Source organism: Streptomyces sp. NPDC048353 (genome assembly GCF_055587165.1).
In genome coordinates this window covers 548,188-562,948 of the sequence record NZ_JBVJGU010000002.1, presented here as the reverse complement: position 1 = coordinate 562,948, position 14,761 = coordinate 548,188, and the positions used below count along the sequence as shown (strand labels likewise).

General features: G+C 73.6%; 14 protein-coding genes and 1 riboswitch. Of the genes, 5 read left to right on the top strand and 9 right to left on the bottom strand.

Features of this window, described 5'->3' with window-relative positions; translation table 11 throughout:
- The first annotated feature begins 96 nt into the window (after nucleotides 1-96).
- Nucleotides 97-1,395, top strand: coding sequence for a D-alanyl-D-alanine carboxypeptidase family protein (locus tag ACZ6RC_RS07960; RefSeq protein ID WP_469579994.1), 1,299 nt, complete (start codon nucleotides 97-99; stop codon nucleotides 1,393-1,395).
- Here the strand turns inward: ACZ6RC_RS07960 and ACZ6RC_RS07955 are convergent.
- The 3 genes from ACZ6RC_RS07955 to ACZ6RC_RS07945 form a co-directional block, all read right to left on the bottom strand.
- A complete protein-coding gene (locus ACZ6RC_RS07955; RefSeq protein ID WP_469579993.1) occupies nucleotides 1,316-2,230 on the bottom strand; it encodes a YihY/virulence factor BrkB family protein in 915 nt (304 codons plus the stop codon). The two genes, ACZ6RC_RS07960 and ACZ6RC_RS07955, sit on opposite strands and share 80 nt — an antisense overlap.
- Before the next feature lie 116 nt (nucleotides 2,231-2,346).
- Nucleotides 2,347-3,318, bottom strand: coding sequence for a decaprenyl-phosphate phosphoribosyltransferase (locus tag ACZ6RC_RS07950; protein WP_391139600.1), 972 nt, complete (start codon nucleotides 3,316-3,318; stop codon nucleotides 2,347-2,349).
- Nucleotides 3,315-3,851, bottom strand: coding sequence for a phosphatase PAP2 family protein (locus tag ACZ6RC_RS07945; RefSeq protein ID WP_469579990.1), 537 nt, complete (start codon nucleotides 3,849-3,851; stop codon nucleotides 3,315-3,317). Before ACZ6RC_RS07945 ends, ACZ6RC_RS07950 begins: the two co-directional genes overlap by 4 nt.
- 162 nt (nucleotides 3,852-4,013) lie before the next feature.
- On the opposite strand from ACZ6RC_RS07945, the gene ACZ6RC_RS07940 reads away from it, so the two are divergent.
- Both ACZ6RC_RS07940 and ACZ6RC_RS07935 read left to right on the top strand, forming a co-directional pair.
- Nucleotides 4,014-5,483 carry an FAD-binding protein gene (locus ACZ6RC_RS07940; protein WP_469579988.1) on the top strand — a complete coding sequence of 490 codons (1,470 nt, stop codon included), beginning with the start codon at nucleotides 4,014-4,016 and terminating at the stop codon, nucleotides 5,481-5,483.
- A 14-nt stretch (nucleotides 5,484-5,497) separates the two neighbouring features.
- A complete protein-coding gene (locus tag ACZ6RC_RS07935; RefSeq protein ID WP_453613105.1) occupies nucleotides 5,498-6,253 on the top strand; it encodes a decaprenylphospho-beta-D-erythro-pentofuranosid-2-ulose 2-reductase in 756 nt (251 codons plus the stop codon).
- A gap of 45 nt (nucleotides 6,254-6,298) precedes the next feature.
- Here the strand turns inward: ACZ6RC_RS07935 and ACZ6RC_RS07930 are convergent, their stop codons facing one another.
- The 3 genes from ACZ6RC_RS07930 to ACZ6RC_RS07920 all read right to left on the bottom strand — a co-directional run bounded on the left by ACZ6RC_RS07930 (nucleotide 6,299) and on the right by ACZ6RC_RS07920 (nucleotide 9,493).
- Entirely contained in the window at nucleotides 6,299-6,889 is a 591-nt protein-coding gene (locus ACZ6RC_RS07930) for a 2'-5' RNA ligase family protein (RefSeq protein WP_391139604.1), read from the bottom strand.
- Between the two features lie 94 nt (nucleotides 6,890-6,983).
- Nucleotides 6,984-7,997 (bottom strand): tryptophan--tRNA ligase, encoded by a 1,014-nt coding sequence (gene trpS, locus ACZ6RC_RS07925; RefSeq protein ID WP_391139605.1) that lies wholly within the window; start codon nucleotides 7,995-7,997, stop codon nucleotides 6,984-6,986.
- 227 nt (nucleotides 7,998-8,224) lie between these two features.
- A complete protein-coding gene (locus tag ACZ6RC_RS07920) occupies nucleotides 8,225-9,493 on the bottom strand; it encodes a serine hydroxymethyltransferase (RefSeq protein WP_391139606.1) in 1,269 nt (422 codons plus the stop codon).
- A gap of 74 nt (nucleotides 9,494-9,567) precedes the next feature.
- Nucleotides 9,568-9,657, bottom strand: a riboswitch (ZMP/ZTP riboswitch).
- A 106-nt stretch (nucleotides 9,658-9,763) separates the two neighbouring features.
- On the opposite strand from ACZ6RC_RS07920, the gene rocD reads away from it, so the two are divergent.
- Nucleotides 9,764-10,969: an ornithine--oxo-acid transaminase gene (rocD, locus tag ACZ6RC_RS07915; RefSeq protein ID WP_469579984.1), complete on the top strand. Its 1,206-nt coding sequence runs from the start codon at nucleotides 9,764-9,766 to the stop codon at nucleotides 10,967-10,969.
- Nucleotides 10,970-11,125: 156 nt separating this feature from the next.
- On the opposite strand, the gene ACZ6RC_RS07910 is transcribed toward rocD, so the two are convergent.
- From ACZ6RC_RS07910 to pdxR, 3 genes are all read right to left on the bottom strand, one after another.
- The gene (locus tag ACZ6RC_RS07910) at nucleotides 11,126-12,310 is read right to left on the bottom strand and encodes a glutathionylspermidine synthase family protein (protein ID WP_453613099.1); all 1,185 of its coding nucleotides are present in this window, start codon (nucleotides 12,308-12,310) and stop codon (nucleotides 11,126-11,128) included.
- Between the two features lie 9 nt (nucleotides 12,311-12,319).
- Nucleotides 12,320-12,598 (bottom strand): hypothetical protein, encoded by a 279-nt coding sequence (locus ACZ6RC_RS07905; protein WP_453613096.1) that lies wholly within the window; start codon nucleotides 12,596-12,598, stop codon nucleotides 12,320-12,322.
- Between the two features lie 102 nt (nucleotides 12,599-12,700).
- The gene (gene pdxR / locus ACZ6RC_RS07900) at nucleotides 12,701-14,125 is read right to left on the bottom strand and encodes a MocR-like pyridoxine biosynthesis transcription factor PdxR (RefSeq protein ID WP_469579982.1); all 1,425 of its coding nucleotides are present in this window, start codon (nucleotides 14,123-14,125) and stop codon (nucleotides 12,701-12,703) included.
- 46 nt (nucleotides 14,126-14,171) lie between these two features.
- Here pdxR and ACZ6RC_RS07895 point away from each other — a divergent pair, with 46 nt between their 5' ends.
- Nucleotides 14,172-14,687, top strand: a complete 516-nt coding sequence (locus ACZ6RC_RS07895) for a carboxymuconolactone decarboxylase family protein (protein WP_391139611.1) — start codon at nucleotides 14,172-14,174, stop codon at nucleotides 14,685-14,687.
- Nucleotides 14,688-14,761: the final 74 nt, after the last annotated feature.

The window sequence follows — 14,761 nt, the reverse complement described above, 5'->3', positions numbered from 1 at the left end:
TCACCCGCCCCGCGGGCCCCGCGTCCGGGTGGACGGGAGGGGGTGGACCGCCCGGCGGGGTTCGGAAGACTCCGGGCGGCATGTACGTTCTCGATCGTGCCTGCTTCGAAAAAGTCCGTATGGACGGTCACCGCCGCCGTCGCCGCCGCCGCGCTGCTGCCCCTCCTCACCGCCGCGCCCGCCGTCGCGGAGCCCACGCCGGACAAGAAGAAGGAGGAGGTCCAGCCCCAGCCGCCCGCCCTGATGTCGCACGTCGGCGGTGCGCTGCTCGGCAGGCCCGGGACCCAGGTCCAGCTCGGGCCCGGCGCTCCGGTGCTGCCCAAGGAGCTGAGCGGGCGGTCGTGGATCGTCGCGGACGCGGAGACCGGGGACGTCCTCGCCGCGCACAACTCCCACTGGCGCCTCGCCCCCGCCTCCACGCTCAAGATGCTCTTCGCGGACACGCTCCTGCCGAAGTTCCCGAGGACGACGAGCCACACCGTCCTGCCCGCCGACCTCGCGGGCATCGGCGCCGGCTCCAGCCTGGTGGGCGTCAAGGAGAAGCAGACCTACTCGGTCCACGACCTCTGGCTGGGGGTCTTCCTGCGCTCAGGCAACGACGCCGTCCGGGTCCTGAGCGCCATGAACGGCGGCATCCCGCAGACCGTGCGGGACATGAACGCCCGTGCCACCGAGCTCCAGGCGCTCGACACCTTCGTCGTCTCCCCGGACGGCTACGACGCGCCGAGCCAGCTCTCCTCCGCGTACGACCTCACCCTGATCGCCCGCAGCGGTATGCAGAAACCGGACTTCCGGGAGTACGCGGCGACGGCCCGCGCGAAGTTCCCGGGCGAGCTGAAGCCGGGCAAGAAGCGCGAGACCTTCGAGATCCAGAACACCAACCGGCTGCTCACCGGCGACTTCGGCATCCCGCCGTACCAGGGCATCGCCGGGGTGAAGAACGGCAACACCACGCACGCCGGAGCCACCTTCACCGGGGTCGCGGAACGCAACGGCAAGGTGCTGCTGGTGACGGTGATGAACCCGTCCTCGAAGGAGCAGCACGCGGTCTACAAGGAGACCGCCCGCCTGCTGGACTGGGGCTTCGCGGCCTCGGGCAAGGTGAAGCCGGTCGGCGAGCTGGTCCCGCCGATGTCCGCCCTCACGGACGACGGAACGGTCGAGGACGTCGACGCCGGTACGGACGCGGCCCCGGGGAAGACCCCTCCGGGCGGGGTCGACAAGGCCGCCGTCGCCGAGCGGGCCGGTGGGGTGGGCACGGCCCTCGCGGTGGCCGGCTGCGCCCTGGCGCTGCTCGTGGGCGCGGTGTTCCTCGTCAACCGTCGCTGGCCGGTGCCGGAGCTGATCGTTCGTCGTTCGGCTCCTCAGGACGAGGACGGGAAAGAGACCCCGTAGCCGTCCAGGCCGCGCAGAACAGCATGAGCTTCGCGGTGAAGTTGATCCACAGCAGCAGGGCGACCGGCACGCCGAACGCGCCGTACATCGACTTCGCCGCGACCCCGCTCATATAGCCGCCGAGCAGCAGCTTCAGCAGCTCGAAGCCGATCGCGCCGATCACCGCCGCCACGATCAGGCGGCGGCGGGGCGGCTCGACGCCGGGCAGCAGCGTCAGGACGTACAGCAGGATGAGGAAGTCGGCGACGGCGGCGACGGCGACCGCGGCGGTCTGGAGCAGCACCCCGCCCACGCCGCCGCCGGAGATCCCGAGCTGTTCGGCGCTCCAGCCGACGGCGGTGGAGCCGAGCGAGGAGGCGGCGAGCGAGCTGAGCCCCACCCCGCCGAGGCCGAGGAGCACGACGGCGTCCTTGGCCTTGCGGGTGACCGGGTTGCCCTCGTCCTCGTCGTCCTTGTCCCACACCGCGCGCAGGCAGTCCCGCATCGAGCCGACCCAGCCGATGCCGGTGAAGAGCAGCAGCGCGCCGGCGACGAGCCCGATCGTGCCGGCGTTGTCGACCAGCGCGTTGATGTCGATCTGCTCGGAGATGCCCGGGACCTGCTCGGAGATCTTCCCCTCGATCGTGTCGAGCTGCTTGTCGGTGAGGAGCGCGGCGCCGATCGCCGCGCCGACGGTGATCAGCGGGAAGAGGGCGAGGAAGCTGATGAAGGTGATCGCGGCGGCGAGCCGCGTCCAGTGGGCCGCGTCGAGGGTCTCGTAGGAGCGCCAGGCGTGCGTCCGCATGAGCCGGGCGGCCCAGGGGCCGATGACGGGGAGTTTGGTCAGCCAGTCCATGTCGTACGCCTACCCCGGGGGCCGGAATCCGGTCACGGGTCCGTGAGCGGTCGAAGGTCCGTCGGCGGCGCCGGGGCCGGTCGCCGGTCCGGGCCCGGTCGCCGGTCCGTGAGCGGTCACAGGTCCGTGACCGCCATGCCGTACATCGCCGCCCACGCCAGACCGATGACCGCGAGCGGGCGGTCGTGCAGCACCACGTCCTCGGGGGCGCCCGCCGTGCCGCGGTCGGCGAAGACGGCGTAGCGCAGCACCGCCAGGATGAAGGCGATCATGGAGAGTTGGCGCCAGGGGAGCAGAGAGCCGTTGGCGACCCCGCCGCTCTCCAGCGCCCACAGGCAGTAGCCGAGGACGGCGACCCCGGCGGCCAGTTGCCAGACGAAGCGGAGGTAGCCGGTCGTGTACTGGGTGAGCAGCGCCCGGGTCGCCCCCTGCGCGCTCTCCATCTGGACGGCCTCGGAGTACCGCTTGGCGGCGACCATGAAGAGGGCGCCGAAGCCGGTGGTGATGAGGAACCAGCGGGAGAGCGGAATGGAGAGCGCGACCCCGCCGATCATGGCGCGCATCAGGAAGCCGGTGGTGACGACGGCCAGGTCGACGACGAGGACGTGTTTCAGGCGGAGGCAGTACGCGCCCTGCATGACGAGGTACGCGACGAGCAGCGCGGCGGTCATGGGGGTGCACAGGACCGCGCTCGCGACGGCGGCGCCGAGGCCGAGGGCGGCGCCGGCGGTGTAGGCGAGCGGCACGGGGACGAGCCCGACGGCCACGGGGCGACGGCATTTGACGGGGTGGGCGCGGTCGGCGTCGGCGTCGCGGGCGTCGTTGACGAGGTAGACGGCGGAGGCGGCGGCCGTGAAGAGGGCGAAGACGAGGGCGAGTCGGGCGGCGGTGTGCCAGGAGCCGAGCTGGCCGGCGGCGGCGGGGGCGGCGACGACGAGGAGGTTCTTGACCCACTGCCGGGGGCGTGCGGTGCGCAGGAGCCCGACGGGGAGGGCGAGCGCCCGCGGGCCCTCGGCGTACCGCCGTTCCCGTACGACGGCGGGCTTGTCGAGCAGTGCGGTCCCGGCGCCGCCGGGGTGCTCGGTCACGGTGTCCACCGCGGGCCCGGGGCCAGCCAGCGGCGGCCCGCGGTGGCCGTCGCGGCGCCGAGGAGGGCGCCCGCGGCCACGTCCGTGGGGTAGTGGACGCCGACGACGAGGCGGGAGAGGCACATCGCGGCGGCGGCCGGGACGAGCAGGCGGCGGCCCGGTGGGCGCAGGGTGCCGAGGGCGACGGCGGCGGCCGCGGCGGAGGTGGCGTGGGAGCTGGGGAAGGAGTGCCGGCCGGCCGTGCGGACCAGCGGCGCGTACGGCTCCGGGCCCGGCCGGGGCCGGCGTACCAGCCGTTTGACGGCCATGCTCGTGAGGTGGGCCGCGCCGATCAGGGCGGTGCCGCGCAGCCAGGCGATCCGGCGCTCCCGGTCCGCGGCGGCGCCCGTGAGCCCGGCGGCGAGCCAGAGGGCGCCGTGCTCGCCGGCGTACGACAGGGCGCGGGCGGCCGTCGCCACCGGTGGGCGGTGGCCGCAGCCGCGCAGGAGGGCCAGGAGTCGCCTCTCGGCCCCGGCCCAGTCCGCGTATCGCATCGAAACGCCGCCTCCCCGGTCACTCGGTCCGCCAGGGGCGACTCTGGCCCGAGGGGTGGCCGACCGCACGGCAATCTTTCCTGACACTCCTTTAATCACCCATTCGGCGAACCGAAGGGCAAACCAGGCATAAGCGATACTCGGGGCGATACGGTCGCCTTCATGGCTGCCGAGACCGTCACCGAGCCCCCACCCGCCGCCGCCGCGGAGCCGCCCCCCGGCGCCGAACCCCCGCCCGGCGCCGAGGTGCTGGACGATGCCGGGGTCCTGGACGGCGTCGAGGTGCTGGACGATGCCGAGCCCCTCACCGGGTGGGGGCGCACCGCGCCGACGCTCGCCCGGGTGTACCGGCCCCGCACTCCGCGGGAGGCGGCCGCCGCCGTCCGCGCGGGCGGCGCCCGCGGCTCCATCGCCCGGGGGCTCGGCCGGGCCTACGGCGACGCCGCCCAGAACGCCGGCGGCTCCGTCCTGGACATGACCGGGCTCGACCGCGTGCGTACCGTCGACGCCGTCGCCGGCGTCGTCGTCTGCGACGCCGGGGTCAGCCTGCACCGCCTGATGGAGGTGCTGCTGCCGCTGGGTTGGTTCGTCCCCGTCACCCCCGGGACCCGGTACGTCACCGTCGGCGGCGCGATCGGCGCCGACATCCACGGCAAGAACCACCACGTCTCCGGCTCCTTCAGCCGCCATGTCGCCTCGCTGGAACTCCTCACCGCCGACGGCCGCGTCCGCACCGTCGTCCCCGGCACCGACCTCTTCGACGCCACTGCCGGCGGCATGGGCCTGACCGGGGTGATCCTCTCCGCGACCCTCCGGCTCCTCCCGGTCGAGACCTCGCTCATGACGGTCGACACCGAACGGGCCACCGATCTCGACGACCTGATGGCCCGGCTCACCGCCGACGACCACCGCTACCGCTACTCCGTCGCCTGGATCGACCTGCTGGCGCGCGGCGCGGCGACCGGCCGCTCCGTCCTCACCCGCGGCGACCACGCGCCGTACGCCGCGCTCCCCCGCCGCGCCCGCCGCGCTCCCCTGGCCTTCCGGCCCGGGCGGCTCCCGGCCCCGCCCGCGCTCCTCCCCGAGGGGCTCCTCGGCCGCACCACCGTCGGCGTCTTCAACGAGCTCTGGTACCGCAGGGCCCCGCTCCGGCGGACCGGCGAGCTCCAGCGGCTCGCCACCTTCTTCCACCCGCTGGACGGCGTCCCGCACTGGAACCGGGTCTACGGCCGCGGCGGCTTCGTCCAGTACCAGTTCGTGGTCGGGTACGGACGGGAGGAGACGCTGCGCCGGGTGGTGCGGCGGATCGCCCGCCGCGGCTGCCCGTCGTTCCTCGCCGTCCTGAAGCGCTTCGGCGAGGGCGACCCGGGCTGGCTGTCCTTCCCGATGCCCGGCTGGACCCTCGCCCTGGACATCCCCGCCGGGCTCACCGGGCTCGGCGCCTTCCTCGACGAGCTGGACGAGGAGGTCGCGGCCGCCGGCGGCCGGGTCTACCTCGCCAAGGACTCCCGGCTGCGGCCGGACGTGCTGCACACGATGTACCCCCGGCTCGCCGACTTCCAGGCGCTGCGCGCCGAACTCGACCCCCGTTCGGTCTTCACCTCGGACCTGTCCCGTCGTCTCGCCCTCTGAGGAGCCTGATCGCCATGAAGGACGCCTTCGGCACCCCGCAGTCCCTGCTCGTACTCGGCGGCACGTCCGAGATCGCCCTCGCCACCGCCCGGCGGCTGATCGCCCGCCGCACCCGGACGGTCTGGCTGGCCGGGCGGCCCTCCCCCGACCTGGCGGCCGCCGCCGACGCGCTGCGGGCGCTGGGCGCGGACGTCCACGTCGTGCCCTTCGACGCGCTGGACCCCGAGTCGCACGAGGAGCGGCTCGGGAAGGTCTTCACGGAGGGCGACATCGACATGGTGCTGCTCGCCTTCGGGGTCCTCGGGGACCAGGCCCGCGACGAGTCCGACCCGCTCGCGGCCGTCCGGGTCGCCCAGACCAACTACACGGGGGCGGTCTCGGCGGGTCTGGTCTGCGCCCGGGCCCTGCAGTCGCAGGGGCACGGCTCGCTGGTGGTGCTCTCCTCGGTGGCGGGCGAGCGCGCCCGGCGCGCCAACTTCATCTACGGCTCGTCCAAGGCCGGTCTCGACGCGTTCGCGCAGGGACTCGGGGACGCGCTGTACGGGACCGGGGTGCACGTGATGGTCGTACGTCCCGGGTTCGTCCGCTCGAAGATGACGGCGGGACGCGAGGAGGCGCCGCTGGCGACGACCCCGGAGGCGGTCGCCACGGCGATCGAGCTGGGGCTGCGGCGCCGCTCGGAGACGGTCTGGGTGCCGGGGGCGCTGCGGGTGGTGATGTCGGCCCTGCGGCACGCGCCGAGGGCGCTCTTCCGGCGGCTGCCGGTCTGAAGGAGACCGGACGGGTCCGGGCCCGTGGGCCCCGGGCGGGTGGCGTCAGCCGGCGGCCGGGGTCGGGGTGTCGACCGGGGAGCCCTGGGCCGGGACGGCGGAGGCGGGGCGTCCGCCGCCGAAGCCGTACTCGTACAGCTTGCGCCACACGCCGTCCGCGCCCTGTTCGTAGAGCGCGAAGGAGGAGCAGGTCCACGCCGCCTCGAAGTCGGCCAGCTCGGCGTAGGCCCGGTCCATCGCCTCTTCGGAGATGCCGTGCGCGACGGTGACGTGAGGGTGGTACGGGAACTGCAGCTCGCGTACGAGCGGGCCGGAGGCGTCCCGGACGCGCTGCTGGAGCCAGGTGCAGGCCGAGACGCCCTCGGCGAGCTGGACGTAGACCACCGGCGACAGCGGGCGGAACGTGCCCGTCCCGCCGAGCCGCATCGGGAAGGGGCGGACCCCGGCGGCGACCTCGGTGAGGTGGGCCTCGATGGCGGGGAGCCGGGCGGGGTCCACCTCGGTCGGCGGGAGGAGGGTGACGTGCGTCGGGATGCCGTGCGCGGCGGAATCCCCGAAGCCCGCGCGCAGCTCTTGGAGCAGGCTGCCGAAGGGCTCCGGGACCGCGATCGAAACGCCGAGCGTTACGGTCCCCACGTCGTCTCTCCTCAATCGTCCGTGACGATGGTGCAGCCGCCAGTGTGCGGCCTGCACCACCTCTGTGGCCAGGGTCCTCGGACCGGGTCCTCGGTCAGTGCTTCGCGGGCAGGAAGCCCATCCGCTCATAGGTGCGGGCCAGGGTCTCGGCGGCGACCGCGCGGGCCTTCTCCGCGCCCTTGGCCAGGATGGAGTCCAGCGTCTCCGGGTCGTCCAGGTATTCCTGCGTCCGGGTCCTGAACGGCGTGACGAAGTCCACCATGACCTCGGCGAGGTCGGTCTTCAGCGCGCCGTACATCTTGCCCTCGTACCCCTGTTCCAGCTCCGGCACCGGCGTACCGGTGAGGGTGGAGAGGATGGTGAGGAGGTTGGAGACGCCGGGCTTGTTCTCGGGGTCGAAGCGGATCACCGTGTCGGTGTCGGTGACCGCGCTCTTGACCTTCTTCGCCGTGGTCTTCGGGTCGTCGAGGAGGTTGATCAGGCCCTTCGGCGTCGACGCCGACTTGCTCATCTTGATCGCCGGGTCCTGCAGGTCGTAGATCTTCGCCGTCTCCTTGAGGATGTACGGCGCCGGGATCGTGAACGTCTCGCCGAACCGGCCGTTGAAGCGCTCCGCGAGGTCGCGGGTCAGCTCGATGTGCTGGCGCTGGTCCTCGCCGACCGGGACCTGGTGGGCCTGGTAGAGCAGGATGTCGGCGACCTGGAGGATCGGGTACGTGAAGAGGCCGACGGTGGCCCGGTCGGCGCCCTGCTTGGCGGACTTGTCCTTGAACTGGGTCATGCGGGAGGCCTCGCCGAAGCCGGTGAGGCAGTTCATGACCCAGCCGAGCTGGGCGTGCTCGGGGACGTGGCTCTGGACGAAGAGCGTGCAGCGCTCGGGGTCGAGCCCGGCGGCCAGGAGCTGGGCGGCGGCGAGCCGGGTGTTCGCGCGGAGCTCGGCGGGGTCCTGCGGGACCGTGATCGCGTGCAGGTCCACCACCATGTAGAAGGCGTCGTGGGTCTCCTGCAGCGCGACCCACTGACGAACCGCACCGAGGTAGTTGCCGAGGTGGAACGAGCCTGCGGTGGGCTGGATTCCGGAGAGCACACGGGGAGGAACAGAGGCCATGTCCCACATTCTCTCAGGTGTCGGAGGCGATCCCGGACTACCGGAGCGCGGAAGGCGGGAGGAGGCCGATCGCGGCCGATGAGACGTTGGCCACAGGCACCGGTCCGGGGCCGTCGGAGGGGTGGCACGGGGCGGGCGCCGGGGCGGACGGGCGGGGGCCGCGGGGCGGGCGCCGGGGCCGAGGAGGGGCTCGCGCCGAGTCCCCCGCCGGTCCCGGCGTCCGTGGGTCAGACCGGGAGGCCGGGGGCCGGGTGGGCGGCCATCAGTTCGGCGACCTCGGCACGGATCGCGCGCAGGGCGTCCTCGTCACCGGAGCCGGCCGCCGCGACCCCGCGGTCGATCCAGGCGGCGACCCGCGCCATGTGCTCCGTGCCGAGGCCCCGGGAGGTGAGCGAGGGGGTGCCGATCCGGATGCCGGAGGGGTCGAAGGGCTTCCTGGGGTCGTAGGGAACGGTGTTGTGGTTGACGACGATCCCGGCCCGGTCGAGGGCCTTGGCGGCGATCTTGCCGGGGACGTCCCGGGAGGTCAGGTCCATCAGGATCAGGTGGTTGTCGGTGCCCCCGGAGACCAGGTCGAAGCCGCGGGCGAGCAGCGCGTCGGCGAGGGCCCCGGCGTTCGCGACGACCGCGTGCGCGTAGTCGCGGAAGGACGGCCGGGCGGCCTCGCGCAGGGCGACGGCGATGGCGGCGGTGGTCTGGTTGTGCGGGCCGCCCTGGAGGCCGGGGAAGACCGCCTTGTCGAGGGCCTTGGCGTGCTCCTCGCGGGACAGCAGCATGGCGCCGCGCGGGCCGCGCAGCGTCTTGTGGGTGGTCGTGGAGACCACGTCGACGTGCGGCACCGGAGAGGGGTGCGCGCCGCCCGCGATGAGCCCCGCGATGTGGGCGACGTCGGCGACGAGCACCGCGCCGGCCTCGCGGGCGATCTCGCCGAAGGCGGCGAAGTCGATGGTGCGGGGCAGCGCCGTGCCGCCGCAGAAGATCAGCTTGGGGCGCTCCTTGAGGGCGAGCTCCCGGACCTCGTCGAAGTCGACGAGCCCGGTGTCCCGGCGTACGCCGTACTGCACGCCCCGGAACCACTTCCCGGTCGCGGAGACGCCCCACCCGTGGGTGAGGTGGCCGCCCATCGGCAGGGCCATGCCCATGACGGTGTCGCCGGGCGCGGCGAAGGCGAGGTGGACGGCGAGGTTGGCCGGGGAGCCGGAGTAGGGCTGGACGTTGGCGTGGTCGGCGCCGAAGAGGGCCTTGGCGCGCTCGACGGCCAGGGTCTCGACGGGGTCGATGTTCTGCTGGCCCTCGTAGTAGCGGCGGCCGGGGTAGCCCTCGCTGTACTTGTTCTGCAGGACGGTGCCCGAGGCCTCGAGCACGGCCGGGGAGACGTAGTTCTCGCTGGGGATGAGCCGCAGGGTCTCGGCCTGCAGGCGCTCCTCGGCGCCGACGAGCGCGGCGAGTTCGGGGTCGGCGGCGGCGAGGGCGGGGTGCGGGGAGTGTGCGTTCACGGCGTTCCTCCGGGGCGTTCGGCGGTCCCGGGGCGCCGCGGCGACGCGCGGCGCCACACGGGAAGGGTCGGTTCCCGTGGTGCCCAGGCGGGCGGCACCTCGTGTGTCTGCCGCGCGCGGATCCACCGGGGTCGCTTCCCCGTACGCCAGTCGCCGCGCGTGCCCCGAGCGTAGCGGGCGCGCCGTCGGGCAGGTTTCCTCGTCCGGCATCCGAGCGACGATAAGAAAGGGGCACACCCACCCCCGGGCCGCAGGACGAACGGAGACCCCGTGTCGAGGACGCAAGACGCGATCGCTTCCGCGGAGGCGCACAGCGCACACAACTACCACCCCCTGCCCGTCGTCATCGCCTCGGCGGACGGCGCGTGGATGACCGATGTGGAGGGACGCCGCTATCTCGACATGCTCGCCGGATACTCGGCGCTCAACTTCGGGCACGGCAACCGCCGGCTGATCGACGCCGCGCGGGCCCAGCTGGAGCGGGTGACGCTCACGTCACGGGCGTTCCACCACGACCGGTTCGCGGAGTTCTGCGCGGGCCTCGCGGAGCTGTGCGGCAAGGAGATGGTCCTGCCGATGAACACGGGCGCGGAGGCGGTCGAGACGGCCGTGAAGACCGCGCGGAAGTGGGGGTACGAGGTGAAGGGCGTGCCGGACGGGCACGCGAAGATCGTGGTCGCGGCGAACAACTTCCACGGCCGTACGACGACGATCGTCAGCTTCTCCACGGACCACGAGGCGCGGGACCACTACGGCCCGTACACCCCCGGGTTCGAGATCGTGCCGTACGGGGATCTGACGGCGATGGAGGCGGCGGTCACCGCCCACACCGTCGCGGTGCTCCTGGAGCCGATCCAGGGCGAGGCGGGGGTGCTGGTCCCGCCGGCCGGATATCTGCGCGGGGTGCGGGAGTTGACCCGCTCGCGGAACGTGCTGTTCATCGTGGACGAGATCCAGTCGGGGCTCGGCAGGACGGGGCGGACGTTCGCCTGCGAGCACGAGGACGTGGTGCCGGACGTGTACCTCCTGGGCAAGGCGCTCGGCGGCGGTGTCGTCCCGGTCTCGGCGGTGGTGGCGGACCGTTCGGTGCTCGGGGTGTTCCGGCCGGGTGAGCACGGCTCGACGTTCGGCGGCAATCCGCTGGCGTGCGCGGTGGCCCTGGAGGTGGTGGCGATGCTGCGGACGGGCGAGTACCAGCAGCGCGCGGCCGAGCTGGGCGAGCACCTCCACGCCGAGCTGGGGCTGCTGGTGGGCGGCGGCGCGGTGGACGCGGTGCGCGGGCGCGGGCTGTGGGCGGGGGTGGACGTCCATCCGTCCCTGGGCACGGGCCGGGAGATCTCGGAGAAGCTGCTGGAGCGGGGGGTGCTGGTGAAGGACACGCACGGTTCGACGATCCGGATCGCTCCGCCGCTGGTGATCGGCAAGGAGGACCTGGACTGGGGTCTGGAGCAGCTGCGGGCGGTCCTGTCGGGCTGAGCCGAGCCGAGCGGCCCGGAGCCGGAGCGTCGTACGGCATCCGCCGGGAGCGGGTGCCGTACGACTCCGGTGAGCGGCAGGGTCGGACGGCTCCGGTGACCGGCAAAGTCGTACGGCTGCGGTCGTACGGCTCCGGTGGCGGGTGCGTCGGACGGGTCAGAGGATGACGTGCGGCAGGAAGCGGGCGTACTCGTCCGTCACCAGGCCCGCCGACTCGCGGATGCCGAGCCCCGCCGCCTCGTCCTCGACGACCCACGCGCCGAGCACGACCCGGTTGCCGTCGAAGTCGGGCAGCGCGGCGAGTCCCTGGTAGCAGCAGGGGTCCTCGCGGACGGCGGGCGGGGCGCCGGGCTCGTGGATCGTGACGCCCGCGCCCTCCCGGCCGAGGAGCGGCTTGGCGACGTAGCCGCCGTCCGCGGCCAGTTCGCGGGGTCCGTCGAGATACGCCGGCAGCAGGTTCGGGTGCCCCGGGTACAGCTCCCACAGGACCGCGAGCAGCGCCTTGTTGGACAGCAGCATCTTCCAGGCGGGCTCGATCCAGCAGGTGCTGCCCGTGCCGCCGCCGTTGTCGAGGGTGTCGAGGACGTAGGGGCCGAAGCGGTCGGTGGTCAGCCACTCCCACGGGTAGAGCTTGAAGCAGCTGCGGATGAAGCGGAGCCGGTCGTCGACGAAGCGGCCCGACAGCCGGTCCCAGCCGATACGTTCGACGGACAGGGCCTCGGTATCGAGCCCCGCCTGCTGGGCGGTCTCGCGCAGGTACGCGACCGTCATCAGGTCCTCGCCCAGTTCGTCCCCGTCGGAGTGGACGAAGTGCACCGGGCTGCCGGGCGGCAGCAGGGACGCCTGCCGCTTCCAGGCGTCGACGAGCCGCTCGTGGAGGGAGTTCCACTGGTCGGCGCCGGGGAAGCGCTCCTCCATCCAGAACCACTGCGGGCTCGCCGCCTCCACGAGGGAGGTGGGGGTGTCGGCGTTGTACTCCAGCATCTTCGCCGGGCCCGTGCCGTCGTAGCGCAGGTCGAAACGGCCGTAGAGGGAGGGGAGTTCGGCGCGGCGGCGCCAGGACTCCGCGACGAGGGCGATCAGGCGCGGGTCGGTCATCCCCAGATCGGCGAAACGGTTCTTCTCGACGATGTGGGCCGCCGCCGCCAGGCACATGGCGTGCAGCTCCTCGACGACCTCCTCCAGGGCCTCGACCTCGGGCAGGGTGAAGGAGTAGTACGCGCTCTCGTCCCAGTAGGGGCGCAGGGAGCCGTCGGGGTAGCGGGTCAGGGGGTAGACGAGCCCCTGCTCCTCCACGGTCCGCTGCCAGTCCGGCCGGGGTTCGATGGTGTGCCGTTCCATGGGGCCGGGTCAGCCGCCGCCCGAGCCGGAGCAGCCGAAGCCGCCGGAGTCGACGGCGGTCTTGTCGAAGCTGCCGCCGCTGACCTTGCCGCTGCTGACGCTGCCGCCGTAGTAGTACGTGCCGCGGGTGGTGCCGCCGCTGCCTCCGTCGCACTCGTAGCTGGGCAGCTTCTCCCGGGTCAGCGGGTCCACGCACCGCTTGTCCGGTTCCGATCCACAGGAGGTGATCGTCGCCGCGAGCACCCCCATACCGCCGAGCACCACCGTGCTCGACCTCAGCCTGCGCATGTCCGTCCTCCCCGTCGCCTGTCGCGACCGCACAGTCTAGGCCCGCGTCCGAAACCCTCCACACCGGCTCCGCCCACCCCTTACGGCATCCCCCTAGGCCCCCTAGGGAAGCACCCGGGAGAGCGCGGCCAGCGCGCCCGCCCAGGCGCTGTCCGGCGGGGTCGCGTAGCCGACGACCAGGCCGTCCAGGGTCGGGGTGACCTCGGGGTGGCGGAAGCGGTCGACGCCCAGCAGGGCGAGGCCCTGCCAGGCGGCCGAGCGCAGGACGTCGGGCTCGGAGCCCGGGGGGAGTTCGAGGACCGCGTGAAGGCCGGCCGCGATGCCGCTCACCCGCGTGGCCGGGGAGTGCGCGGCCACCGCCTCCACCAGCTGGTCGCGGCGCCGGCGGTAGCGCAGCCGCATGGCCCTGACGTGCCGGTCGTACGCCCCGGAGGCCAGGAACTCCGCGAACGTCAGCTGCTCCAGCGAGCTGGACACCCAGTCGACGGCCCCCTTGGCGGCCACCACCTCGTCGACCAGGCCCTCCGGCAGCACCATCCACGCCAGGCGCAGGCCGGGGGCGAGGGACTTGCTCGACGTGCCCAGGTAGACCACCCGCTCGGGGTCGAGGCCCTGGAGCGCGCCGACGGGCTGGCGGTCGTAGCGGAACTCGCCGTCGTAGTCGTCCTCCAGGACGAGCCCGCCCGAGGCCCGCGCCCAGTCGACGACGGCGGCGCGCCGGTCGGGCGTGAGCGCCCCGCCGAGCGGGAACTGGTGGGCGGCGGTCAGCAGGACCGCGCCGACGTCCTTCATCGCCGCCAGCTCCTCGGTCCTGGTGCCCCGTTCGTCGAACGGGAGCGCCGGGAGCCGCAGTCCCGCGCCGGTCAGCAGGTCCCCGTGCACGTCGAGTCCGTACGACTCGACCGCGACGGCCCGCACCTGCCGGGCGCGCAGCACCTGCCCCATGAGCATCAGGCCGTGCACGAACCCGGAGCAGACGACGATCCGCTCGGGCCGGGCGTACACCCCGCGGGCCCGGGCGAGGTACTCGGCGAGCACCGTCCGCAGCTCGATCCGCCCGCGCGGGTCGCCGTAGCCGAACGCCTCGTTCGGCGCGGCCGTCAGGGCCCGCCGGGAGGCCTTGAGCCACTCGGCGCGGGGGAAGGAGGCGAGATCGGGCACGCCGGGCTTCAGGCTGTACGTCGGCCGGGCGGTGGGCGGCCGGACGGCGGGCGTCCGGGCGGCGCCGGGGCGAGCGCCGGGGGCGGGCGGGCGGCGGGGGACGGACCGCCGGGCCACCCTCGTCCCGGAGCCCTGCCGGGCCGTGAGCCAGCCCTCGGCGACCAGTTCGGCGTAGGCGTCGGCGACGGTGTTGCGGGCCACCCCGAGGTCGACGGCGAGCGCACGCGACGAGGGGAGCCGTACGCCCGCCTCCAGTCTGCCGCTGCGGATCGCCTCCCGCAGGGCGTCCATCAGCCCCGTGCGCAGCGTGCCGCCACGGAGTTCCAGATGCAGGTCGGCACCGAAAGTGGCCCGGTCTTCCGCCATGGAAATGGACCATACTCCCCGGCCACCCCGCTCGTACGGTGACGGTATGACGACCTCGATGACACACGACTCCGCGCAGACCGAGTACGCCCACGAGCACGCGCCCCGGCTCTCGCTCGCCGAGCGGGTCCCGGAGTTCCACCGGGCGATGGTCCGGCTCGACGCGGCCGCCGCGCAGGGGCTGGACCCCACCCTCTTCCATCTGATCAAGATCCGCGCCTCGCAGATCAACCACTGCGCGTTCTGCGTCGACATGCACGCCAAGGACGCGCTCGCGGCGGGCGAGTCGGTCGAGCGGATCGTCCAGCTGTCCGCCTGGGAGGAGTCGCGCCACTTCTACACCGAGCGCGAACTCGCCGCGCTGGCGCTGACCGAGGCCGTCACCGTCCTCACCGACGGCTTCGTCTCCGACGAGGTGTACGCGCGGGCGGCGGAGCGGTTCGACGAGACCGAACTCGCCCGGGTCATCGCCGCGATCGCCGTCATCAACGCCTGGAACCGCATCGGCGTCGCCACCCGGATGACGCCGGGCCACTACACGCCCGGCCAGTACGGGAAGTGAGCCGCGCACCGTACGGGACGTGACCCGTGGCCCTGAGGGGCGGGCGCGGGCGGGCCGGGGCGTGAGCGGGAACG

Excerpts from the sequence above, each read along its gene's own strand:
- ACZ6RC_RS07955 (WP_469579993.1), bottom strand. The coding sequence starts at position 2,230 with ATGGACTGGCTGACCAAACTCCCCGTCATCGGCCCCTGGGCCGCCCGG.
- ACZ6RC_RS07945 (WP_469579990.1), bottom strand. The coding sequence starts at position 3,851 with ATGCGATACGCGGACTGGGCCGGGGCCGAGAGGCGACTCCTGGCCCTC.
- ACZ6RC_RS07940 (WP_469579988.1), top strand. The coding sequence starts at position 4,014 with ATGGCTGCCGAGACCGTCACCGAGCCCCCACCCGCCGCCGCCGCGGAG.
- ACZ6RC_RS07935 (WP_453613105.1), top strand. The coding sequence starts at position 5,498 with ATGAAGGACGCCTTCGGCACCCCGCAGTCCCTGCTCGTACTCGGCGGC.
- trpS (WP_391139605.1), bottom strand. The coding sequence starts at position 7,997 with ATGGCCTCTGTTCCTCCCCGTGTGCTCTCCGGAATCCAGCCCACCGCA.
- ACZ6RC_RS07910 (WP_453613099.1), bottom strand. The coding sequence starts at position 12,310 with ATGGAACGGCACACCATCGAACCCCGGCCGGACTGGCAGCGGACCGTG.
- ACZ6RC_RS07905 (WP_453613096.1), bottom strand. The coding sequence starts at position 12,598 with ATGCGCAGGCTGAGGTCGAGCACGGTGGTGCTCGGCGGTATGGGGGTG.
- pdxR (WP_469579982.1), bottom strand. The coding sequence starts at position 14,125 with ATGGCGGAAGACCGGGCCACTTTCGGTGCCGACCTGCATCTGGAACTC.
- ACZ6RC_RS07895 (WP_391139611.1), top strand. The coding sequence starts at position 14,172 with ATGACGACCTCGATGACACACGACTCCGCGCAGACCGAGTACGCCCAC.